At 37.7% G+C, this 23,056-nt stretch carries 17 protein-coding genes and 1 pseudogene; 14 read left to right on the top strand and 4 right to left on the bottom strand.

Annotation, left to right across the window (positions count from 1 at the left end):
* The first annotated feature begins 18 nt into the window (after positions 1–18).
* From pyrH to mnmC, 7 genes and pseudogenes are all read left to right on the top strand, one after another.
* Entirely contained in the window at positions 19–735 is a 717-nt protein-coding gene (gene pyrH, locus B9N62_RS00915; protein ID WP_054196984.1) for a UMP kinase, read from the top strand.
* Positions 736–753: 18 nt separating this feature from the next.
* Positions 754–969 (top strand): DNA-directed RNA polymerase subunit omega, encoded by a 216-nt coding sequence (locus B9N62_RS00910; RefSeq protein ID WP_021091717.1) that lies wholly within the window; start codon positions 754–756, stop codon positions 967–969.
* Positions 956–3,145: a RelA/SpoT family protein gene (locus B9N62_RS00905; RefSeq protein WP_087583963.1), complete on the top strand. Its 2,190-nt coding sequence runs from the start codon at positions 956–958 to the stop codon at positions 3,143–3,145. Before B9N62_RS00910 ends, B9N62_RS00905 begins: the two co-directional genes overlap by 14 nt.
* Positions 3,146–3,155: 10 nt before the next feature.
* Complete coding sequence (tyrS, locus tag B9N62_RS00900) at positions 3,156–4,361, top strand: tyrosine--tRNA ligase (protein WP_087583962.1); 1,206 nt, start codon at positions 3,156–3,158, stop codon at positions 4,359–4,361.
* Positions 4,362–5,453 carry a nitronate monooxygenase gene (locus B9N62_RS00895; RefSeq protein ID WP_087583961.1) on the top strand — a complete coding sequence of 364 codons (1,092 nt, stop codon included), beginning with the start codon at positions 4,362–4,364 and terminating at the stop codon, positions 5,451–5,453.
* On the top strand, positions 5,450–6,892 hold the full coding sequence (locus B9N62_RS00890; protein WP_087583960.1) for an N-acetylmuramoyl-L-alanine amidase family protein: 1,443 nt from the start codon (positions 5,450–5,452) through the stop codon (positions 6,890–6,892). Before B9N62_RS00895 ends, B9N62_RS00890 begins: the two co-directional genes overlap by 4 nt.
* Positions 6,889–8,756: pseudogene (mnmC, locus tag B9N62_RS00885) on the top strand (bifunctional tRNA (5-methylaminomethyl-2-thiouridine)(34)-methyltransferase MnmD/FAD-dependent 5-carboxymethylaminomethyl-2-thiouridine(34) oxidoreductase MnmC). Before B9N62_RS00890 ends, mnmC begins: the two are co-directional and overlap by 4 nt.
* Before the next feature lie 58 nt (positions 8,757–8,814).
* On the opposite strand, the gene putP reads toward mnmC, so the two are convergent.
* Complete coding sequence (putP, locus tag B9N62_RS00880; protein ID WP_087583959.1) at positions 8,815–10,302, bottom strand: sodium/proline symporter PutP; 1,488 nt, start codon at positions 10,300–10,302, stop codon at positions 8,815–8,817.
* 150 nt (positions 10,303–10,452) lie between these two features.
* Between putP and B9N62_RS00875 the strand changes: the two genes are divergently transcribed.
* From B9N62_RS00875 to B9N62_RS00845, 6 genes are all read left to right on the top strand, one after another.
* Positions 10,453–11,163 carry an amino acid ABC transporter permease gene (locus B9N62_RS00875; protein ID WP_087583958.1) on the top strand — a complete coding sequence of 237 codons (711 nt, stop codon included), beginning with the start codon at positions 10,453–10,455 and terminating at the stop codon, positions 11,161–11,163.
* Complete coding sequence (locus B9N62_RS00870) at positions 11,156–11,884, top strand: amino acid ABC transporter ATP-binding protein (RefSeq protein ID WP_087583957.1); 729 nt, start codon at positions 11,156–11,158, stop codon at positions 11,882–11,884. The genes B9N62_RS00875 and B9N62_RS00870 overlap by 8 nt, the downstream gene beginning before the upstream one ends.
* Before the next feature lie 11 nt (positions 11,885–11,895).
* On the top strand, positions 11,896–12,669 hold the full coding sequence (locus tag B9N62_RS00865; protein ID WP_087583956.1) for a basic amino acid ABC transporter substrate-binding protein: 774 nt from the start codon (positions 11,896–11,898) through the stop codon (positions 12,667–12,669).
* A 379-nt stretch (positions 12,670–13,048) separates the two neighbouring features.
* The gene (locus B9N62_RS11080) at positions 13,049–15,001 is read left to right on the top strand and encodes a methyl-accepting chemotaxis protein (protein WP_087583954.1); all 1,953 of its coding nucleotides are present in this window, start codon (positions 13,049–13,051) and stop codon (positions 14,999–15,001) included.
* Positions 15,002–15,195: 194 nt separating this feature from the next.
* Positions 15,196–15,912, top strand: a complete 717-nt coding sequence (locus B9N62_RS00850) for a transporter substrate-binding domain-containing protein (RefSeq protein WP_087583953.1) — start codon at positions 15,196–15,198, stop codon at positions 15,910–15,912.
* A 74-nt stretch (positions 15,913–15,986) separates the two neighbouring features.
* Positions 15,987–18,725, top strand: coding sequence for a M16 family metallopeptidase (locus B9N62_RS00845; RefSeq protein WP_087583952.1), 2,739 nt, complete (start codon positions 15,987–15,989; stop codon positions 18,723–18,725).
* A 212-nt stretch (positions 18,726–18,937) separates the two neighbouring features.
* On the opposite strand, the gene B9N62_RS00840 is transcribed toward B9N62_RS00845, so the two are convergent.
* Genes B9N62_RS00840 through B9N62_RS00830 form a run of 3 tightly spaced genes read right to left on the bottom strand, consistent with a single transcriptional unit; the run spans position 18,938 to position 20,424 of the window.
* Entirely contained in the window at positions 18,938–19,825 is an 888-nt protein-coding gene (locus B9N62_RS00840) for a hypothetical protein (protein WP_087583951.1), read from the bottom strand.
* Between the two features lie 51 nt (positions 19,826–19,876).
* Positions 19,877–20,098 carry a hypothetical protein gene (locus tag B9N62_RS00835; protein ID WP_021091847.1) on the bottom strand — a complete coding sequence of 74 codons (222 nt, stop codon included), beginning with the start codon at positions 20,096–20,098 and terminating at the stop codon, positions 19,877–19,879.
* Positions 20,099–20,130: 32 nt separating this feature from the next.
* The gene (locus B9N62_RS00830) at positions 20,131–20,424 is read right to left on the bottom strand and encodes a putative quinol monooxygenase (protein WP_087583950.1); all 294 of its coding nucleotides are present in this window, start codon (positions 20,422–20,424) and stop codon (positions 20,131–20,133) included.
* 161 nt (positions 20,425–20,585) lie between these two features.
* Here B9N62_RS00830 and B9N62_RS00825 point away from each other — a divergent pair, with 161 nt between their 5' ends.
* Positions 20,586–23,039, top strand: a complete 2,454-nt coding sequence (locus B9N62_RS00825) for a molybdopterin-dependent oxidoreductase (RefSeq protein WP_087583949.1) — start codon at positions 20,586–20,588, stop codon at positions 23,037–23,039.
* Positions 23,040–23,056: the final 17 nt, after the last annotated feature.

Here is a 23,056-nt window from a genome sequence, read left to right as displayed (position 1 = left end):
ATTTTAAGGAGCAAGACAATGAGTAAAAGAAAACGCGTATTGGTTAAATTTTCAGGCGAAGCTTTGGCGGGAGAAAATGGTTTTGGCATAGATACGGCGGTGCTTAAATTTATAGCAAATGAGATAAAAGAGCTTGTTGAAAATGGTATCGAGGTTGGCATCGTGATAGGTGGTGGCAATATTATACGTGGTGTGAGTGCTGCAAAAGATGGTATCATCAAACGAACGAGCGGCGATCACATGGGCATGCTAGCAACTGTTATCAACTCAATCGCAATGCGTGAAGCTTTAGAACGAAGTGGGCTAGAGGTAAGAGTGCAAAGTGCTATAAAAATGGAAGCGATCTGTGAGACTTTCATCGTTGGACGTGCGCAGCGCCATTTGGAAAAAGGTAGAGTCGTTATATTTGCTGCAGGTACTGGTAATCCATTCTTTACAACTGATACAGCAGCAACTTTAAGAGCTATTGAAATCGGATCAGATATGATCATAAAAGCTACAAAAGTTGATGGCGTTTATGATAAAGACCCTAAAAAATTCAAAGATGCAAAACTTTTAAAATCACTAAACTACGAAAAGGCAATGAGCGATGATATCAAGGTTATGGACGATACTGCCATAGCTTTAGCAAAAGATAACTCACTGCCTATTTTGGTTTGTAATATGTTTAAGGCTGGAAATTTATTAAAAATAATAAATGAAGAAGAAGCAGCCCTATACTCAGTAGTAAAATAAATTTTAAAAAGGATAAATATGAGAACAGAACAAATAACAGCAAGAGCGTTAAAGCAAGTTGGTGATGATAGATATAAACTTTCACTTATCGTAGCAAAGCGTGCAGAAGCACTAGCAAATGGAGCAGTAGTGCTTGTAGAAGCCGATACTTCAAAGATGAAATTTGCTGACATTGCACTACTTGAAGTAGCTGAGGGTAAAATAGGCTTAGAGGCAATAGTTGAAGGAAAATAGTCTTTTTTTAGAGCAGCTAATAGAACAAATTTTACCTTGTAAAAATGTGTCAGAAGCTATAACGCTGCTCTTTTCTCTTTGCGAACGAAGCGAGAAATTAGACAAAGCTATAGATAGCTGTGTCACATCTCATGCTGGTCAATACCGCAAAAGTGGCGAGCCATACGCAATCCATCCTATCTTAGTAGCATCAATAGTAGCAAATATGGGTGGAGATGAGAGTATGGTCATAGCTGCACTACTTCACGATGTAGTTGAAGATACTGAAGTTACACTTAGCGAAGTTCAGGCTGAATTTGGCGATGAAGTAGCAAAACTGGTTGAAGGACTTACAAAGATAGTTGCTATAAGAGAAAACAAACTTGCAAGCTCAAGTAGTAACGAAAAACTAGCAAGTTCGGCGCTAACTTTTAGAAAAATGCTTTTAATCTCCATTGAGGATGTTAGAGTTCTTGTGGTTAAGCTTTGTGACAGACTTCATAATATGCTAACCCTTGCTGCATTAAAAGTAGAAAAACAAAAACGTATTGCAGAAGAGACGCTTATGGTCTATGCTCCGATCGCTCATAGGCTTGGAATTTCATCGATTAAAAATATACTTGAAGATCTAAGTTTTAAATATGCGATGCCAGAAGAATACGCCAAGATCGATAGCTTTTTAAATAAAAATAAGCAGCAGCTTAGCCTTAAACTAAATGCTTTTTACGAGAAAGTAAATCAAATTTTGCTTGAAAATGGCTTTATTGAGGGCACTTTTGAGATACAAAAACGCATAAAGCATTACTATTCGATTTATTTAAAAATGCAAAGAAAAGGTATTTCGATTGAAGAGGTGCTTGATTTGCTAGCTATTAGAATTCTTGTGCAAAAACCGCTTGATTGCTATCTTGCGCTTGGAAATTTGCATATAAATTTTAATCCTCTTATTTCGAGATTTAAGGATTATATTGCGCTTCCAAAGCAAAATGGTTATCAAACGATACATACAACTATTTTTGATAATAAGAGTATTTTTGAGGCACAAGTTCGTACTTATGATATGCACAAAACCGCCGAATACGGTGTCGCAGCTCATTGGAAATACAAAAATGGTGAGGGCAGTTTACTTAATCCAAAACTTGACTGGCTAAACGACATTGGTATGCAAAACAATGAAGCTGAAAGTAACGTCGAAGAGCTTTATGAATATGCAAAAGATAGTCTTTACATAGAAGATATTGCGGTCTATTCGCCAAAAGGTGAGGTTTTTACGCTTCCACGCGGGGCTACTGCACTTGATTATGCTTATGAGATTCACACGGAAATCGGACTTTACGCAAAAGAAGCTTATATAAATCGCGTCAGAATGCCACTTTTAACAGAGCTAAAAAATGGCGATATTGTAAGGATTGTAACTGGCGAAGAGGCAAAATTTCGCTGTTCATGGATAAATAGCGTTCGAACTGGTAAAGCAAGGGCTACAATAAGAACATACTGCAAGCAAAAGATAAAAGATATAAATTATAAAATTGCAGTTGATATTTTAAAGTCGGTTTTTGGCGTTTCGAAAGATAGAATTTTAGACTGGATAGAGCATGAAAATTTAGGCAAAAAAGTTTTTCGTGCTGCAACTGAAAGCGATTTTTTGCAAGAGGTCGTAAATATGCTTAAAAAGTATATAAAAAAAGAGCGTCCTTTTATGATCTCTTTGGGCGACAAATATCAGGTTAAAAAGCAAAAATTTGAAAATATCGTAATCTATTCAAATCATAAAATTTCAAATGTCGAGTTTGACTATTGTTGTAACCCAAAAAGAGGCGATAGTATAGTTGGCTTTAAAAATGGGCACAATGTGACGGTGCATCACAAGCTTTGTGAGCGTGCCGGGAAACTTATGGATAAGGGCAATGAGATCATCTTTGTCAAATGGACTAGAAATGCCCCACATAGATATAAAATTTTATTAAATCTTGAGAACCGAAAAGGTGCGTTGGCTGAATTTTTAACATATCTTGCTAGACTAGATGTAAATTTGGCTACAATCTCGCTAAATGAAGCAAATGACCTTAGCGGTGATACATTTGAAATAAGTGTTGAGATAGCTGAAAACATCGATGCAAACGAGCTAAGAGAGAAGATCAAAGATAGATATAAGATTATAGATTTCGTTTCGCAAAGCGATCCATACCACAATTAGGAGAAAGATAATGCAAGATATAGCTGAAATTTTACAAGAGATAAAACGCGGTGTTGCCGAAATTATTGACTTTGAAAGAGTTGAGAATTTAATAAAAAACTATTATGAAAAAGGTGAAAATTTCTATGTAAAGGCTGGCTTTGATCCAACTGCTCCAGATCTTCACTTAGGACACACAGTCGTTTTAAGCAAGATGGCTTTGCTTCAAAAACATGGTGCAATCGTACAGTTTTTGATAGGCGATTTTACCGCTCAAATAGGCGATCCAACTGGCAAATCAGCCACCAGAAAAAAACTAGATCAAGAGACAGTTTTAAAAAATGCTAAAACCTACGAAGAGCAAGTTTTTAAAATTTTAGATCCAAAAAAGACCGTGATCATGTTTAACTCAAAATGGTCAAATGAGCTTGGAGCTGCTGGAATGATAGAGCTAACTAGCACATTTTCAGTCGCTAGAATGCTAGAGCGCGATGATTTTGAAAAAAGGATAAAAGCTGGCAGTCCAATTTCAATTTGTGAATTTATGTATCCGCTTCTTCAAGGTTATGATAGCGTTGCGATGAAGTGTGACATCGAGATGGGCGGTACGGATCAGAAATTTAACCTTCTAATGGGTAGAACCTTACAGCGAACATATAATGTCGGCAAAGAGCAAGCTGTCATCATGATGCCACTTCTTGAGGGGCTTGATGGTGTAAATAAGATGAGCAAAAGTCTTGGAAACTATATCGGCGTAACTGAAAACGCAAATGATATGTTTGCAAAAACGCTTAGTATAAGCGATGAGCTAATGTGGCGTTGGTACGAGCTTTTAAGCACAAAAAGCCTTGGCGAGATAGAAAATTTAATGAACGATGTAAAAAACGGCAAGTATCATCCAAAAAAAGCAAAAGAGGACCTTGCGTACGAGATAACAGCGAGATATCACGGCGAGGAAGCTGCAAAAGCTGCGATGGCTGAGTTTAACAGCGTACACTCTCAAAATCAGCTCCCAACTGATATCAAAGAATTTAGCCTAAAAGCACCAGTTTGGATCGTGGAAGCTTTATCGCAGTGTGAGCTAAGTGAGTCAAATTCTCAAGCAAGACGCGACATAAAGGCAAATGCGGTTAGCATTAATCAAGAAAAGATTAGCGATGAGCAGTTAAAATTAGAGGCAGGTGAATATATCTTGCAAGTCGGTAAGCGTAAATTTGCAAAAGTAAAGGTTGAATAGATGGAGCTAAAGCCATTAAAAATAGGAAAATATGAGATAAAGTATCCGATATTTCAAGGCGGTATGGGACTTGGTATCAGCTGGGACAAACTAGCTGGCAATGTCAGCCTTGAAGGCGGTCTTGGAATAATCAGCTCAGTTGGCACAGGATATTATGAAAATCGTAAATTTATAAACAAAGAGCTAAATGCAAAGCCATTTGGAAGTGAAAATTTCTACTCAACAAGAGGTCTTAGAGCGATTATTGAGAATGCACGAAAAATTTGTGGAGATTTGCCACTTGGCGTAAATATAATGTACGCTGCAAATGACTACGCAAGAGTGGTAAAAGATGCTTGTGAAGCCGGTATAAATATCATCGTATCAGGTGCTGGACTACCTACGAATTTGCCAGAATTTACACAAAATTTTAAAGAAGTCGCGCTAGTTCCTATTATCTCAAGCGCAAAAGCACTAAAGATCATCTGCAAGCGCTGGCTACAAAGATATGACCGCTTACCAGATGCTGTCGTGCTTGAGGGGCCACTAAGCGGTGGACACCAGGGCTTTACATACGAGCAGTGTCTTGACCCTGAGTTTTCGCTATTTAATCTAATCCCACAAGTAAAGGCCGAGATAAAAGAGTGGGGCGATTTTCCGCTCATAGCAGCCGGTGGAATTTGGGATAAAAATGACATAGAAAAGGCGATATCGCTAGGTGCAGACGGCGTTCAGATGGGTACACGCTTCATCGGCACTCATGAGTGCGATGCAGATATTGGCTTTAAAGAAGTGATACTAGCAGCTGAGGAAAAGGATATAGAGCTTATAAAAAGTCCAGTTGGCTATCCAGCTCGTGGGATTAGAACAAATTTGATAAATTTGGTAGAAAAAAAGATGGGCCCAAAGATCCAGTGTATAAGCAACTGTGTGAGTCCTTGTCAAAGGGGTAAAGGAGCTAAAGAGGTTGGATATTGCATCGCTGATAGGCTGTTTGACTCATTTAGTGGCAAAAAAGAGACAGGGCTGTTTTTCACGGGAGCAAATGGATATAAACTAAAAGAGCTAATAAGTGTAAAAGAGCTAATGCACAAGCTGGTACATGGTGAATGAAACGAGCGATAATCATCTTTTTTATTGTTTGTAATTTTCTTTTTGCTGCGACAAATTCGGAGATATTTGCAAAATTTGATAAAAATTTTGCCAGCTCAAGCAGAAGTGCAAAGATTAAATTTCACAACGATATAAAAGACATTTATGTCGACGCGATCATCAAAAATGACAAAAATATAAAAAAACAAGCACTCACAAGACTCATAACCAGCTCAAAATCGCTTGGTTTTGACTCAAGTGGGTATATAAAAGATCTAAATGCATTAAATGGCGTAAAGAGCGCTAGTATGCCTAGTAATGCTGCTTTGACGCTGCTTAGTGCAACCAAGGTAAATGACACTTTAGTGCTTAAGTTTAATACAAAAATCGATACTGCAAAACTAAAAACATCCTTTTTAAAGCAACAAAATACATATAAAAACATTATGGATATCGATGGTAGATTAAATGGTAATCCGCTAACTTATAAAAATTTTATATCTGATTATATTCACATCTCGCAGTATGATAAAAACACTGTTAGAGTTATTTTTTCTGATAAGATCCAAAAAACTATAAAAGCAAATGCAACAGGTGATCTACTCATAATAAGTACACAAAATTTTATCTCAAACGAAAATGTAAAAGCACCACTTCATAAAACTAAAAACAAAAACGAAGAAGTGCCACACAAAGAGCCTGAGCCAAATTTAAAGCCACAGCCTGTACAAAGTGAGCCAGCGGCAGCACCTTTACCACCAGTTACGGCTAGTAAATTTTCACGCAATAAAACGATCGTCATCGATCCAGGTCATGGCGGCACTGATCCAGGTGCAGTAAATGGCAAACTTCAGGAAAAAACCGCGGTTCTAGGCGTAGCCAAAAAGCTTGGTGACATACTAAAAGCGCGTGGTTACAAGGTCTATTTCACTAGATCAACCGATGTCTTTATAAATTTAAGAACAAGAACAAAATTTGCAAATGATAAGATGGCTGATCTTTTTGTTTCTATTCACGCAAATGCCGCTCCAAATGCCACAAAGGCAAAGAGCATGCACGGCATCGAGACATTTTTCTTATCGCCTGCAAGAAGCGAACGTAGTAAAAACGCGGCCGCGCTTGAGAACAAATCAGATATCGAAGAGATGAACTACTTTTCACAGCAGACATTTTTAAATGTACTAAATCGCGAGAAGATTATCGCGTCAAATAAGCTTGGTATCGATATCCAAAAAGAAATTTTAGCAAGTGCTAGAAAAGTCTATGCTGCAAGTGACGGCAGTGTGAGAGAGGCGCCGTTTTGGGTACTTGTTGGTGCTCTTATGCCAGCAGTTCTTGTTGAGATCGGCTATATCACGCATCCAGTTGAGGGCGAAAAGCTCTTTAATGATGCCTATCAAAATGCCCTTGCAAACGGCATAGCAAACGGTATAGATGGATATTTCGCAAAAAATAGATGAAAAATGCAAATTTAAGCTTTAAAGGACAAATTCCATTTAACGAGGAGTTTGGCGATATCTATTTTAATACCGACAAACCTTGGCTTGAGAGCGAATTTGTCTTTGCAAGTGCACTTGATGAAATTTGGCAGAGCAAAGATAGCTTCATAGTCGCTGAGACAGGATTTGGTGCCGGACTAAATTTCTTTACACTTTGTAAGAAATTTAAAAATAGCTCTAAAAAACTTCACTTTGTTAGCATCGAAAAAATCCTATTAAAAAAGATGATATTTTAAAAATTTATGAAAATTTAGGCATTTTTAAAGCTTATGCCAAAAAGCTGGTTTCGCTCTATCCGTCGCTAATCTCAGGCATACACCGTATAAATTTTGCCCCAAATATCACACTTGATCTTTGCTACGGCGAGGCTAAAGAAATTTTACCTGAGCTTGATTTTAGCGCTGACATTTGGTTTCTAGATGGCTTTGCTCCAAGTAAAAATGGCTCAATCTGGAGCGAAGAAATTTTTAGAGAGATCGCAAGACTAAGCAGGGTTGGTACTATTGCTAGAACCTACTCATGCGCAAAAATAGTAAAAGACGGGCTAAAGAGCGCTGGCTTTTTGCTAAGCCTAAAAGAGGGTTACTCTAGAAAACGCCAGATGAGTAGCGCCGTGCTAGAGAAAAAGGATGAAAATTTAAAGGATGCTTGGTTTACGAGATGTGAACCACTGGCTAAGCCAAAAGGCAAAACAGCGCTTATCATAGGAGCTGGTGTGGCTGGACTTGCAACAGCTGGCGAACTAGCCAAAAATGGCTTTAAAGTGGTGATCGCTGAGGCAAATGGTGAAGTGGCTACAAATGGCTCTGGTAATCACTGTGGTGCTTTGATGCCGTTAGTTACCAAGCCTGGGGTAAATTTAGGCCGCATGCATTTAAACGCGTTTTTGCAAGCAGTGAGATTTTACAAGGCAACTTTGCCAAAAAGCCTTATCAAATTTAATGGCTGCATCGACTACGCATTTGATGACGAGCTCATTAAAAGATATGGCTCGTGGCAAACTCAAAGCGTAGAGGATATTTTTAAATTTGATGATAGTCTGAAGCCATATCCTGGGATATTTATAAAAGATGGTGCATACGCTAGGCCAAGAGAAATTTGTAAATTTTTATCAGGCGGTTTTGAAATTTTATTTAATCACGAGTATGAGAGTATGGCGCATCTACAAAACGGCAAGATCAGCGTTAAATTTAAAAATGGTAAAAATTTAGAGACCGATATTTTGGTCTTTTGCACAGGTAGCAAGAGCAGTGAAATTTTTAATGGCTACGACATGCAAATAAGCAGTGTCCGAGGCCAAGTCACGCACCTAAAACCAGTGCTAAAAAATGCCATGCCGCTAAGCGCAAAAGGCTACATCTGTCCAGCCGTCAAAGGCGTACAAGTTATCGGCGCTACTTATGCCAGAAATGAAATTTACGATACGCCTAAAGTTGAGGATAATACTAAAAATTTAAGCGATGTAAGCGAGTTTTTTGATATCACAAAAGCCACCATTATCGGCTCACGTGTAGGCTATAGAAGCTATAGCGGAGATAGATTTCCGATAATTGGCGCCTTGCATGACGAAGAATTTTACAAGCAAAACTACAAAGGGCTATTTTGGAGCAAAAATAAAGATAACAATCCAAAAGCAAGCTATGAAAAGAATGTCTTTGTAAATTTTGCTCACGGCTCGCGAGGTCTTGGCACAGCTATACTTGGAGCAAATTCGATAGTTGATCTTGTGCTTGATCGCCCACTTTGCATAGAAAGATCGCTATTTCACGAGCTTCATCCAGCTAGGTTTTTGATAAGAAAACTAAAAAAGGGATTAAAACTTTAAGAGGCAATTAGCAGAAATTCCTAGCACAAGATACTAGGAATTTCTTGTAAGTTTAGGCCTAAAGCCTTGTTTTCATCTTTTCAAATTCATCTTTTATGACTTGCTCGTGAGGTTCGCTCGTCATTTTATTTATCGCATCGCCCCAGATACTTACGCTAATGATTGCTATACAAGAAGCTATGATGCCAGGCAAAATTTCATAAACATAAGCGTTTAGTCCTGAAGTGATCCAAAATATTACTGTCGCACCTCCAGCTATCATACCGGCTAATGCTCCAAGTGCACTCATGCGCTTCCAGTAAAGGCTAAAAAGCAGCACTGGTCCAAAGCTCGCACCAAATCCTGCCCAAGCGTTGCCAACGACATTTAGAACATTATCTGTTGAGATAAAGGCAAGTATAGTAGCAACTATGGCCACTACTACGACAGCATAGCGACTGATCGCTGTTTGTGTATTTTGACTAATCTCTTTTTTATAAAATGCAAAGATAAAGTCCTTTGTTACCGAGCTAGACGTAACTAAAAGCTGACTTGAGATAGTACTCATGATCGCTGAAAGCACAGCTGAGATGATAATGCCTATAAAAAATGGTGGAAAAAGTAGCTCACCAAGCTTTAAAAACACCGTCTCAGGATCACTAAGTCCGCCTCTTTGGCTAAAATATACAAAGCCGATAAGTCCGCTCATAATTGCGCCTAGTAGGCCGATCGTCATCCAGCCAATGCCGATCCTTCTTGCCTTAGCAAGCTCTTTTGAATCGCGTATCGCCATAAATCTAACAATGATGTGTGGCTGGCCAAAATAGCCAAATCCCCAAGCCATAAGTCCTAAAATTCCCCAAAAAGTTTGATCTCTAAATGGATTTAGGTGATTTGCATCAAGCTTGCTTATCTCCTTTATCAAATTTGTATCGCTTGGCAAGTCTAAATTTAGATATGCCACGACTGGGATCGAGACTAGGACACAAAACATCAAAAGCCCCTGAAATGCGTCAGTTATACTAACTGCTTTAAATCCACCAAAAAATGTGTAAAAGACCACAATGACAAGTGTAAAGACCGCTCCGTAGGCAAATTTTAAACCAAAAAAGCTCTCAAATGTCTTTCCGCCAGCGATGATGCCGCTACTTACATAAAGTGTGAAAAAGATCAAAATGATAAGACCAGAGATGATTCTTAAAATTTTAGTCCTATCTTTAAAGCGATTTTCTAAAAAGTCTGGTATCGTGATGCTATCACTCGCAACTTCAGTATAAATTCTAAGCCTCTTTGCTAAGAATAGATAGTTGCAGTAAGCTCCAATGATAAGACCTATTATCATCCACACATTTGCTATGCCAGTTGCGTATAAGGCTCCGGGCACGCCAAGTAGCATCCAACCACTCATATCAGAAGCACCAGCACTAAGTGCAGTAACTACTGGACCCATTCGACGGTTATCCAGCAGATATTCGTTCATACTTGCATTTTTATCGTAGAAATATCGTCCGATAAAGAGCAAAAAGCCAAAATAGATGGCGATGGCTAAATAAGACCCAAAGCTCATAAATTTCCTTTCAAATTAAGATAAATGGCTTATGTTAATATAAATTTTTTTAAATTACAACATTCAGCGCCGATCCTTAAACACTTTTAAGCAAAATGATATAAATTTTTTCGTATTATTTAAAGCCATATTTTAAAGAGAAGGACAAAGTTGAAGGCTCAAAATTTAGCTAAATTTCTATTTTTTATAATTATCGTCTCACTTGGAGCATATTTTTTCTATCCAAGAAATCTTAGTGAGGCTCAAGAGATCGCTTATATCAAAAGTTATGGAGTGACTTTAGGGCTTACTATAGGCGGTATTGCCATAGGCATAACACTTGGATTTACCTTGGCGTTTATTAAATTTTTAAATATTAAAGTCTTAAATTTTATAATCGATGAATATATCGATATCTTACGTGGAACACCTGTAATACTTCAACTTTTAATATTTTCGGTTGTCATTTTTGCAACATGGAGTGATAATTTTTATGTAGCTCTCATTGCACTTGGGCTAAATAGCTCTGCCTATGTGGCCGAGATCGTGCGAAGTGGCATAAATAGCGTCGATAAAGGACAAATGGAAGCGGCTCGTGCGATGGGCCTAAACTACTATGTTTCGATGCGCGAGATAGTTTTTCCACAAGCTACAAAAAATATCTTACCAGCTCTTGCAAATGAGTTTATCTCACTTTTTAAAGAGACATCAGTCGTGGGCTATATAAGCGTCGTTGATATCACGATGCAAAGTAAGAGCTTGCAAGCGGTCTTTTATAGTCCAGAGCCAGTCATTTTTACAGGTATTGTCTATTATGTGAGTGTTAAATTTTTTACACTTTTGACAAAACTACTCGAGAGGAGATTAAACCGCCATGATTGAGATTAAAAATTTAAACAAAAGTTATGGCGATTTGCGAGTTTTAAATGATATTAGTGTAGATATAAAAAAGGGTGAAGTTATAGCGATAATTGGTCCAAGTGGTGGCGGTAAAAGTACGTTTTTACGTTGTATAAACCGCCTTGAGGAGCCAGATAGCGGGCACATAAAGATAAATGGTGAAGATATTTTAGATAAAAAATCAGACATAAATAAAATTCGCCAAAAAGTGAGCATGGTTTTTCAGCACTTTAATCTTTTTGCAAATAAAAACGTCTTGCAAAATTTAACTCTAGCTCCGATAAAAGCGGGAATTTTAAATAAAGCAAGTGCAGAAAAAAGAGCTGATGAGTTGCTAAAAAGTGTTGGGCTGAGTGATAAGAAATTTGCCTATCCGCACAAGCTTTCAGGCGGACAAAAGCAACGTATCGCGATCGCTAGAAGCCTAGCGATGGAGCCAGAAGTGATACTTTTTGATGAACCGACAAGTGCGCTTGATCCTGAGATGATCGGAGAGGTGCTTGATATTATGAAAGATGTTGCCGCAAGGGGCATAACGATGCTTGTGGTGACCCATGAGATGGGCTTTGCAAGAAATGTGGCAAATAGAATTTTCTTTATGGATAAAGGCAAAATCGCAGTTGATGACACACCGAAAAATGTCTTTACAAATCCGCAACATGAGCGTTTAAAAGAGTTTTTAGGCAAAATTTTAAATCATTAAAGGAGTAGAAAATGAGTAAAATTTTAAAATTTTTGATGGCAAGCTTGGTTTTATTTTTACTAGGTTGTGGCGATGATGCTAATAAAAAAAATGCAGTAAATAATGCCGAAGAAGCTAGTAAAAATGTAGTTTATAAAGTTGGCTCGAGCGCTGATTATCCACCTTTTGAATATCTTGATGAAAACAATAAAATTGTTGGCTTTGAGATAGATTTATTAAATGAGATCACCAAAAAAACTGGAATAAAATTTGATGTTGCAAATATGAGCTTTGATGGACTGATATCAGCATTAAAAACCGGTAAAATCGATATTGCCATAAGCGGAATGAGCGCAACTGATGAGAGAAGGAAATCGGTTGATTTTACCAAGCCATATTATTTTTCAGAAAATTTATTTATCCGCAAAAAAGGCTCAGATGTAAATAAAGACAACCTTAAGGATAAGAAAATTTCAGCTCAAGTTGGCACACTTCAAGAAGAAGCAGCCAAAAGCATAACCACTAAGTCGATACCTGCTGAAAATGTAGCAGCTGCCATCATGTCACTAAACGCTGGTAAAATCGACGTTGTACTAACTGATAGTCCGATAGGGGTTGAATATTTAAAACAAAATCCAGATTTGGAAGAATTTTTAAGAGTTCCTGATGGCACGGAAGGATTTGCGATGGCGTTTGATAAAGGCAAACATACTGAGCTTATCAAGAAGATAGATGCAGCGATCGATGAGCTACAAAAATCTGGCGAATTTGATAAAATGCTAGATAAATACGGATTAAAGAAATAAATCTAAATACAAAATTTGCAGAGAAGCAGGAATTCTCTGCAAAAACTCACTTTTTTCTAATTTTTAAAATTTAACATCTTTTAAAAGTAAAATTAATAAAATGACTTAATTATTTTCAAGGAGAAAAAATGAAGCTTCTCAGGATGAGAACGGCATTTATTTTAAATGTGCTATTTTCTATTTGCATGTATCACAATTTTGTTAAAAAATTCCTACTGTTTAATAAAGCTAAATATAAATTAAAATTTTACATAAATAGACTAATTAATATTTTTTATAAAAACAACCAAAAGTATTTTTTGTTGGTAAATTTTTAAGTATTAAAGTTGTATGACTTTATTTTTGAAGCAGATATTAAGAAAAACTAAAAGGAGAGAAAATGAATAATCTAGGTATTAAATCTAAGATTATGGCGATAGTTATCGTCAGTCTTATTGGCCTTGGTATCATGAGTGCATACATGCTAAATGGTATCTTAAAGACTCGCTCAAAAGCAGAGTTTAGCGAGAAAATCGTGGATACAATTATAAATCAAAATAATTTTATCCATGAGATGCAAAAAGAACGTGGATTTAGCTCAGGTGTGTTAGCAGGAGGGGATAATAAAAATTTATTAGAGCAGCGTAAAAAAGTAGATGCTGCGCTTGATAAGCTTGAAGAGAAAAATGAAATAGTTTCAGAGATAAATAGTATCCGCTCAAATGTAGATCAAAAAAGTGGCAATGATCTAATTAGCCGTATAACAAAAATTTTAAGAAAAGAGGTCATTGCTATAAATGGATATAGCGATAAGCTCGAGCCTAGCTTGGTAGATGATCTAAAGCGTATCATTATTGTTGGTGAGATAAAAGAGTCTTTTGGTATTTTGCGTGCTACTTTAAATGGGGTTTTTACTAAAAAGAGCATAAACAAAGAGGACTACAATAAAGTAGTTGCACTAAATAGCGTTATAAATAAATTTATGCAGGATTTTGACGATTACAATCCAAAAGAATTTAGTGACGAATTTGATGCTATCGCTAGAAAAAAGGCAGATTTTATAGATGCTATGAATATTATTAAAAATGTAGTTGCAACAGAAGATGCATCTTATGATGCATCAAGCTGGTTTTCAAAGATAAGTGCTACGATAGATGCGATGAGAGAGCTTGAGCTTAAACTACTTGATAATATGCAAAAAGATGCAAGACGTATTAAGGGTGATGCAAATACCGAACTTATTATAAGTTCTATTGTGATTGCGATTTGTATTTTACTTATGTTGCTAGTATCTACATTAATAGGTAAAAACCTGATCTCTGGCATAGATCAGACTAAAAATGGCTTAGTTAGATTTTTTGACTTCTTAAATTATAAATCTAATAAGGCTGAATTTTTGGATCGTAGTGGTAGCGACGAGATTGGACAGATGAGTGCACTGATAAATGAGAATATCAAACAAATCGAGGCAAATTTATCTGAGCAAAATAATTTCATTAAAGAAGCAAATACTTTTGTAAATCAAATCGGAAAAGGTAACTACGTAGCTCAGCTTAACGCAGATACTTCAAATCCTGCGCTTAGCCAGCTAAAACAAACTTTCAAAGACTTACAAATCGCTCTTAAACATGCTATTGCGGAAAATGGCGATGATGTGTTGAATCTACTAGAAAGCTTTAAAAAACAAGACTTTACTAAAAGACTTGAAGATGATGGCAAAATGGCGGTTGGCATAAATGCTCTTGGTGAAGAGATAGCCAAAATGTTAAGGGCAAATTTAGATCAAGCTCATGTGTTAGAAGAAAAGGCTGAGTCTTTAAGTCAGTCAATGAAAGAACTAACTCAAGGTGCAAATGTACAAGCAAGCTCACTTCAAGAGTCTGCTGCCGCAGTAGAGCAAATGTCAAGCTCAATGAATGCAATATCTCAAAAAACATCTGATGTTATTAGACAAAGTGATGAGATTAAAAACATCATAACTATTATTAGAGATATAGCTGATCAAACAAATTTACTAGCTCTTAATGCCGCGATCGAGGCGGCACGTGCAGGAGAGCACGGCAGAGGCTTTGCGGTCGTTGCAGATGAGGTTAGAAAACTAGCAGAGAGAACTCAAAAATCTCTAACAGAGATCGAAGCAAATACAAATGTACTAGCTCAATCAATCAATGAAATGAGTGAATCTATAAAAGAGCAAAGTGAAGGAATCAATATGATAAACCAATCAGTTGCGCAAATAGACACACTTACAAAAGAAAATGTAGTAATTGTCAATAAAGCAAATGAAGTAACATCTGATGTTGACGACATGGCTAAGGCGATAGTAAACGAAGTTAGAAAAAGTAAATTTTAATCTTTGACTTACTCTTAGAGCTCCTACTATTCCATCCCTTAAAATAATTAAGGGATGGAACTTATCTATAAAAATTTATATGCTACTTTGCTATACGATTATTTATAGCATTTTTCTTTTATTACGGATTTAAACAATTTTTAATAGAGAAATACTGATAATTAAGCCACTAAATCACCTTAAAGGACACTATTATGAAAAAGATCTTTGCTCTTTTACTCACAGCTTTTGTTGCTCTTTGTGCAAACGAGATAAAATTTGGCACAGCGGCCAACTATCCGCCATTTGAATATATCGATGAAAATAACAAAATAACAGGCTTTGACATCGAGCTACTCGATGAAATTTCAAAGCGTGCAGGTTTTTCATATAAGATCATAAATATGAGTTTTGACGGCCTTATCCCAGCACTTAAAGCTGGCAAAATAAATGGCATTATAAGTGCGATGAGTGCGACTTCAGATAGATTAAAATCGATTGATTTTACAAAGCCATACTATTTAACTGAAAACCTCTATCTAAAGAAAAAAGATAATGACGCATTAAAAGCTAAAGAAGAGCTAGCTGGCAAAAGAGTTGGCGTGCAACAAGGCACCGTCCAAGAGCTAGCAGCAAATGCTATAAATGGTGTAAAAGTAGTGCCTTCAGAAGATACTGTGCCACTTATCATGGGATTAAAAGTTGGCAAATTTGATGCAGTTATCCTTGATAGCTCTATCGGATATGGCTTTATCAAGAAAAATCCAGAACTTGAAGCGTTTTTCAAAGAAGTTGATGGTAGCGAGGGATTTTCAATAGCTTTTGATAAAGGAAAAGAGAGTGCGTTAATAGAGAAAATAAATCAAATTTTAGATGATATGAAAAAAGACGGAAGCTACGAAGCTTTACTTAAAAAATACGATCTAAAATAATCTTCTAGCCTGCAAATTTGCAGGCTTATGCTAAATTCTGCTTTGTCTATCGATTAAAATTTAAAAGGAAAATAATGAGAAAAATTTTGTTGCTTTTTTGCCTAGTAATGGGTCTTTTTGCGCTTCAAAACGATAAAGATATGTTAAATGGAGAGCTAAAAAACGGGCTAAAATACTATATCAAAGAGAATAAATTTCCACAAAAAACAGCTATTTTTTATCTTGTTATAAATTCTGGTTCAACTGATGAAAAAGATGGCGAGCAAGGTCTTGCTCACTTTTTGGAGCACATGGCATTTAATGGCAGCCGCGACTTTAGCAAAAATGAGCTCATTAAGCAGCTTGAGAGCCTTGGTGTGAAATTTGGAGCCGATCTAAACGCGCAGACGAGCTACGATCAGACGAGCTATGTTTTAACGATTAATGTAAATGAGAAAAATTTACAAGATACGTTTAAGGTCTTTTCGAATTGGATAGATGGCGTTAAAATCGATCCTAAGGAGCTTGATAAGGAGCGTGGCGTCATAATGGAAGAGGAGCGTCAGAGAAATACGCCAGGATATAGGCTTTATTTGGCTCAAACAAAGGATATTTTTGAGGGCAGTATCTATCTAAAAAGAGTGCCAATAGGCGATATGAACGTCATCAAAAGCGTAGATGCTAAGCACATGCAAGAATTTTACGAGAGGCTTTATCAGCCAAGATTTATGAGCTTTGTAGCCGTTGGCGACTTTGATAAAAATGAGATAAAAAGCTTAATCGAAAAAAGCTTTAGCCAGGCAAAAAATACAAATTCTTACATTCATCCAGAAAAAAATATCAGCTTTAAAAATGGTTTAAATATTCTTAACTATGACTCGAATGAAACTGGAATGGAACTAGTTAGACTTAGCTATTTTGATAAATTTAGTCCAGTTTTAAATGAGGCTGACGCAAAGAGAAATCTAGAAGATGCACTTATCGCAAGCCTGATAAATATGCTTTATGAGCAAAAAAATGCAAATAATTCATCAAATTTAAGCACTGATTTTATAGCTCAAACACTTCAAGCAAAGCAGAAAATTTATAGTTTTGAAACAAACGTACTTGGAGGCGATTTTAACGCAAGCCTTAAAGATATGCTTGGCGTTATAAAAGGCATTAAAGAGTTTGGCTTTAATAAAGATGATTTCGAAGATGTAAAAAAGGCGTTTGTGGCAAATGTAGATGCAAAATTTAAACGCTCAAAGACTAAAAAATCAAGCGCTTACGCGGGACAAATTTTAAATATGATAGAAAATGGTGGCTTTGCGTTAAGCGATGAAGATGAAAAAGAGCTTAGTTTAAAGCTATTAAACGAGATTACGCTAGCTGACGTGAATGCTAGATTTAGGCAAATTTTAGCCATTTCTGATGAGCGTGTAAGAATTTTTAGCAAAGATGGCTTTAAGCTTAGCAAAGATGAGTTTTTAAAGCTTTTTGCCAAAGCGCCTGCTTATAACACAAACCTATCTGCTAGCAACAACGACAAGAGCCTAGGCAATGAAAATTTAGAGCCAAAAGAGATAAGCTCAAGAAACTTTGATGAAAAAAATGGAATTTATACCTATAAAATGCAAAATGGCTCGCAAGTTATCTTTAAGCCACTAGCTACTAAAAAAGATAGCGTTTTGTTTGCAGCCGTCAGCAAAGGAGGCATATCAAATTTGACTGATCCAAAGCTTGGTAGCTTTGCAGTGGCACTCACAAATGAAAGCGGCGTTGGCAAATTTAATAACTATGAGCTCTCAAAGGTGTTAAATGGAAAGATCGTAAGCTATCAAAAGAATATCGAGGGTCTTACGCAAGGATTTTATGGCTCGTCAAGCACAAGCGATCTTAGCTCGCTGCTAGCTGTTATAAATTTAGAATTTAATGCTCCAAGAGCCGATGCAAACGTGCTTGAGAGGATAAAGCAAAGGGCAAAGGATGAGCTAAGCAAAGAGCAAAATTTGCCTGAATATAAATTTAGTACCGAATTTAGCAAGTTTTTTTATGAAAACAATAAACGTGTCACGCCGCTTGAGATGGCTGATATCGATGCGTTAAAGCTAAATGAGCTAAAAGAGATCATCAAAGATAAATTTACAAACGCAGCCTCATATACTTTTGTAATCGTCGGCGATACCGACGAAGAGAGGCTTTTGCCGCTTGTTAAAAAGTATATCGCCACTCTGCCAAAGCTTGGCGAGGCTGAAGAGTTTAAAGACGATGGCGTGCGAAGTATCAAGGGTCAGCACACCTTTAAAAGGGAGTATCAAAGCACAAAAAGAAGCGATGTTGGCATAAATATCATAAATTCTGACGCAAAATATAGCTTTGAAGGAGCGATTAGGCTAAGGGCATTAAGTGAAATTTTAAAAACGGCGCTTCGTGAGCAGATCAGGGAAGATAAGGGGCAGACATACGGCTTTAGCCTAAATGCTAAGCTCGCACGCTATCCTTTTGAGCATTCAGATATACTAATTAGCTTTACTTGCGATCCTGCAAATACAGACAAGATCATCTCCGAGATAAAGCAGATAATAGCTAGCATAAAGCGTAGTGGTGCACTCTTGCCAAAGCATTTGGAGGATTTTAAGGCACAGAGTGAAATTTCTATAAAAAAAGACTATGAAAAGCCTGAGTTTTGGCAAAATCTCATCATCTCAAATAAAATTTTTAACACTCCACTTTATACGGCCGATGAGTACATAGGTGCGGTAAAAGCCATCACAAATGACGACATCAAAGAGGCTGCAAAGCTATATCTTGATGAGAAAAATATGGTGATAAGCATAAATAATCCGAAGTAGAAATTTAGTTGGCTAAGCTAGCTTTATAAATTTAAGCCTAATTAGAAATTTTGGAGCCAAGCTGGCTGACTCTTAAAATTTAAACGCTAGTAAAAATTTATTAAGATAAGCTAGCTTTTTAATTTAGTTGGCTAAGCTAGCTTTATAAATTTAAACCTAATTAGAAATTTTGGAGCCAAGCCAGCCCCTAAAATTTCAGCCTAAAGCCAAAGCTAAGCGAGAATATCCTTTGGCTTTAGCTTGTTTAACTTTTGCACTAGTTCATCAAAGCTTGCGCCATTTTCGACCTCACGCCTGATAAATTCCTCAAAAAACTCACGTTTTATATCTTTATCCGTGTAAGTTACGCTCTTTTTGGTAACTTGCATAGGCTTAAATTTCTCTTCTTCTATCTCTTCATCGCCATTTTCTCTAACTGGTGTAAGAGCGATATTTTGCAGCACATCAGCGATGCTCTCGCCCTTTTCATAACTTGTTTTTAGAAATTTTAAAAACTCATCTTTGCTATTTTTATCAGCGTAGCTTACACGGTGCAACATAGGCTGACCTAAGAATTCTATACGTTTTTTATCCGAGCTTTGCTCGTAATGTAAAGCCCCGTCTTTAAAAGAAATTTTTACATTTGCGTGCTCGCCAAGTATCCTTTCGGCGGTAAATTCCAGCCATTTATCTTTAAACTCATCGATACTTAGATCAGAGTCTAGTAAATTTGTAGCCTCATGGCTTAGATAAAGAGCGCCAAAAGCATTATTGGTTATTTTGTTATTTACATTCATTTTGTGATTTTTAATAAACTCATCTACACTAAAGCCGTTTTTCTCGCTAGTTAAGATGGAGCTTGTTCGCCAAAGCTTCGTGCTATCAACGAAATTTTTAAGGCTAGAGATTTCATCTTTGCTCACCCCGCTATCAAGGCCATTTATCTTGCCCCAGATAGAAATTTTATCATTTGATGAGTAGCCAGAGAGCGGTAGATGCTTGATGTCCGCAGTTTCAGCGGGAATTTCTACTTTGTTTAAATTTGCGTTTGTGGCTTGGCGCTTACTAAAAGCGTCTTGGTAGTTAAAGCTTTGATTAAATCCATTTAGTGCGTTTATCATGTCAAAATCCTTTAACACAATATCGGCAAACAGATTTAAATTTTAAGTGGATTATTTTTTATTGCGATATTTTTCAAAAATGGCGATCATTTGGTATGAGTTTTGGGCGATTTTAAATTTATTTGGATTTTTGCCAAGTAGCTCTTCTCTTAAAGAGTCGATAAATTCTCTATCTTTTTTACAAGCCTCAAAGCTCACTCGCCCCCTAAGTACGGCCATAAATATAATATCGGCAGTCGCGTTTATCATCTCAAGCATCTTTTCTTCGCTCATTTTCGTGGATTTTGCCCTTTTTAAAGCAAATATTATTCCTTTACGCTTACAAAATTTATTATTTTCATCTCTTGGCTCTCTTTGCAAGCCTCCAGCGCAGCTGCATTTTTCACCATATGAGCGCTTTTCATATGCTCTTTTTGGCTTGCCAGATCCTCCCAGCTCTCCATAAAGCAGTATTCGCTTTTAGTGCCCTCAACTGCGCCGCACTCGTAGCTTATGCAGCCTTTATCTTTTCTTGAAGCTGGCACTATCTCTTTTAAAATTTCTTCAAATTTCGCTTCACATCCAGCTTTTAACTTTACATTTACATAAAATCCAATCATCTGCCCATCCTTTAAAAATTTTTGGCTAAAATAGCGCAATTTAGACGCAAGTTTGCGTATTACATTACAAGGCCTTTAAACGATGAAATGATACAAAACCCTAAATTTATAATTTCTAAAACCAACTAAAAACAATAAATTTAACCAAAATCGGAGAAAGAATGAAAAGACGAGACTTTTTAAGATTAAGCGCATTAGGCGCGGCTAGCCTTCAAGCAAAAGAGCTTGGAAGCGCAGAGCAAGCGTTATTTGACAAACAAAGCGGACTAAGCGCAAATAAATTTGGTGCATTTTATGTAAGAACTATTGCAGGACGCGTGGTTGAGACCGTGCCATTTGAGGGCGATGCTTATCCAAACGAGCTAAATAACGCAGTCATTGACTACATCCAAAACGAGAGCAGAGTAAAATATCCATTTGTTAGAAAGAGCTTTTTAGCCAATCCAAACAACCCAAAGCCAGAGCTTCGTGGTAAAGAAGAATTTGTGCGTGTGAGCTGGGACGAGGCTATAAAGCTAAGTGCAAAAATTTTAAAAGAAAATTTTGATAAATACGGTGCTGAAGCGATCTACGGACAGGTTTATCAGTGGGGTAGCCTCGGCAAAGTAGGCCACAGCCAAAAGACTGCAAAAAGGCTACTTAACGTGCTTGGTGGCTACGTAAATGAGCTAGGTGGCTACTCATACGGCGCAGCGACTGTCATCATGCCTCACGTCACTGGCTTTGTCGATCCTGCGCTAGTGCCAACAAAGTGGGAGGCTATCTTAAAAAACGCCAAAACGATCGTATTTTGGGGCACAAACCCAGTCGTTTCAAACAAGGTCGCCATTGGCGTGCCACTTCACAACTCATATAAATACTACGATGAGATCAGAAAAAAAGGCGAAAGCGGCGAGATGAAAATTTATAGCGTCGATGTTTATCACAACGAAAGCGCAAGATATTTTGGCGCAAAGTACCTTGAAGTCGTGCCTTGCACCGATACGGCGATGATGATAGGTATGTGCAACTACCTTTTTGAAAAGGGGCTTTACAGCAAAGAATTTATAGAAAAATACACCGTTGGCTTTGATAAATTTAAAGAGTATATGCTTGGCACAAAAGACGGGGTCAATAAAAACCTAGCTTGGGCAAGCAAAATTTGTGGCGTGAGCGAGCAAGAGCTGGCGAAATTTAGCGAGGATCTAGCTAAAAACGACTCAGTCATAGTTAGTGGCTACGCCATCCAAAGGCAAGATCACGGCGAGATGGCCTACTGGGCGCTTGTGACGCTAAATGCGATGCTTGGACACATCGGCAAAGAGGGTTGTGGCTTTGTCACAAATGACGGCATGCATAAAAACGCTGACGAGAGCTTCATAGCGCCTAAACTAGCGGCTTTTGAGACAAAGGTGCCACAAAAATTCATTGATAGCGGTCTTGTGCCAAAGACTAAGGGCTACGAGCTTCCAAACTCAAGGCTCATAGACGCGCTTTTAAGCCCTGGCAAAGAGATAACTAGAAATGGCAAGAGCTACAAGCTACCAAAAATCAGAGTGATGTTTAACGCCAATGGCTCGACATTTACAAGGCACCCAGAGACTAATAGAGCGATAAAAGCCATGCAAAAAGTTAGCGCGATCATCACTTGCGAGCCATTTTGGACGAGCACGGCTAAATTTAGCGACATCGTCTTGCCAGCTGCGCTTGAGTGCGAGCGAACGGACATCGAGATGGCAAACTCAACTAGCGAATATCTCTTTGCCATTAAGCCGCTTGTTGTGCCATTTGGCGAGAGCAAGAGCGACTTCGAGATCGCAAGGCTCATCGCAAAAGAGTGGGGCAGAGAAGAGGCATTTAGCGAGGGCAAAAGCGAGCTAGAGTGGGTCAAAGAAATTTACGAAGATGCCGTTAAAAAGGCTGCTGAGCTTGGGTATGAGAGCATGCCAAGCTTTGAGGAATTTTGGGAGAAGGGATATTTTAGATTTGACAAGATCGATGAGAAAAAACGCTACTTTACAAACTATAAGAAATTCCGCGACGATCCAGTGGCAAATCCGCTAAAAACACCATCTGGCAAGATAGAAATTTATTCTGAGACTGTCGCTGGCTTTGGCTATGATGACTGCCCACCGCATGCAGCTTGGCTTGAGCCATTTGAGTGGCTGGGTGCAAAAAATAAAAAATACCCTATCGCAATTAGCGGTGCGCACTCTAAATTTAGGCTTCACTCACAGCTAAATAACTCCGTGCTTCGCAACTTTAATGAGATCGCAGAGCGTGAGCCAGTGCTTATAAATCCAAAAACAGCCGAGGCTAGAGGGATAAAAATGGGCGACGTGGTGCGTGTGTTTAATGATAGGGGCGAAATTTTGTGCGGTGCCTTTGTGACTGAGGACGTGCCACAAAATGTCGTAATAGTAAGCGAAGGTGCATGGTATGACCCTGAAAAACCGGGCGAAAAGAGCCTTTGCTTGCACGGAAATTTAAATGTGCTCACAAAAGACGTGCCATCAAGCAAGATGAGCCAGAGCAACACCGCTCACACAAGCCTTGTGAATGTCGAGAAATTTAAAGGCGTGCCAAAGCGTGTGACAGCATTTGACGCACCAAAGATCGGCATAATGCACGCATAAAATAAAAGCTATCCTTA

This window comes from Campylobacter concisus (assembly GCF_002165785.1).
In the GTDB taxonomy this organism is placed as follows: Bacteria; Campylobacterota; Campylobacteria; order Campylobacterales; family Campylobacteraceae; genus Campylobacter_A; species Campylobacter_A concisus_W.
The sequence above is the reverse complement of the archived record's forward strand: the minus strand, read 5'-3'. Positions and strand labels throughout refer to the sequence as shown.

What these genes read in the sequence shown, in the direction of transcription:
- pyrH (WP_054196984.1), top strand. Translation starts at nt 19, where the DNA reads ATGAGTAAAAGAAAACGCGTATTGGTTAAATTTTCAGGCGAAGCTTTG.
- B9N62_RS00910 (WP_021091717.1), top strand. Translation starts at nt 754, where the DNA reads ATGAGAACAGAACAAATAACAGCAAGAGCGTTAAAGCAAGTTGGTGAT.
- tyrS (WP_087583962.1), top strand. Translation starts at nt 3,156, where the DNA reads ATGCAAGATATAGCTGAAATTTTACAAGAGATAAAACGCGGTGTTGCC.
- B9N62_RS00895 (WP_087583961.1), top strand. Translation starts at nt 4,362, where the DNA reads ATGGAGCTAAAGCCATTAAAAATAGGAAAATATGAGATAAAGTATCCG.
- B9N62_RS00890 (WP_087583960.1), top strand. Translation starts at nt 5,450, where the DNA reads ATGAAACGAGCGATAATCATCTTTTTTATTGTTTGTAATTTTCTTTTT.
- putP (WP_087583959.1), bottom strand. Translation starts at nt 10,302, where the DNA reads ATGAGCTTTGGGTCTTATTTAGCCATCGCCATCTATTTTGGCTTTTTG.
- B9N62_RS00870 (WP_087583957.1), top strand. Translation starts at nt 11,156, where the DNA reads ATGATTGAGATTAAAAATTTAAACAAAAGTTATGGCGATTTGCGAGTT.
- B9N62_RS00865 (WP_087583956.1), top strand. Translation starts at nt 11,896, where the DNA reads ATGAGTAAAATTTTAAAATTTTTGATGGCAAGCTTGGTTTTATTTTTA.
- B9N62_RS11080 (WP_087583954.1), top strand. Translation starts at nt 13,049, where the DNA reads ATGAATAATCTAGGTATTAAATCTAAGATTATGGCGATAGTTATCGTC.
- B9N62_RS00850 (WP_087583953.1), top strand. Translation starts at nt 15,196, where the DNA reads ATGAAAAAGATCTTTGCTCTTTTACTCACAGCTTTTGTTGCTCTTTGT.
- B9N62_RS00845 (WP_087583952.1), top strand. Translation starts at nt 15,987, where the DNA reads ATGAGAAAAATTTTGTTGCTTTTTTGCCTAGTAATGGGTCTTTTTGCG.
- B9N62_RS00840 (WP_087583951.1), bottom strand. Translation starts at nt 19,825, where the DNA reads ATGATAAACGCACTAAATGGATTTAATCAAAGCTTTAACTACCAAGAC.
- B9N62_RS00835 (WP_021091847.1), bottom strand. Translation starts at nt 20,098, where the DNA reads ATGAGCGAAGAAAAGATGCTTGAGATGATAAACGCGACTGCCGATATT.
- B9N62_RS00830 (WP_087583950.1), bottom strand. Translation starts at nt 20,424, where the DNA reads ATGATTGGATTTTATGTAAATGTAAAGTTAAAAGCTGGATGTGAAGCG.
- B9N62_RS00825 (WP_087583949.1), top strand. Translation starts at nt 20,586, where the DNA reads ATGAAAAGACGAGACTTTTTAAGATTAAGCGCATTAGGCGCGGCTAGC.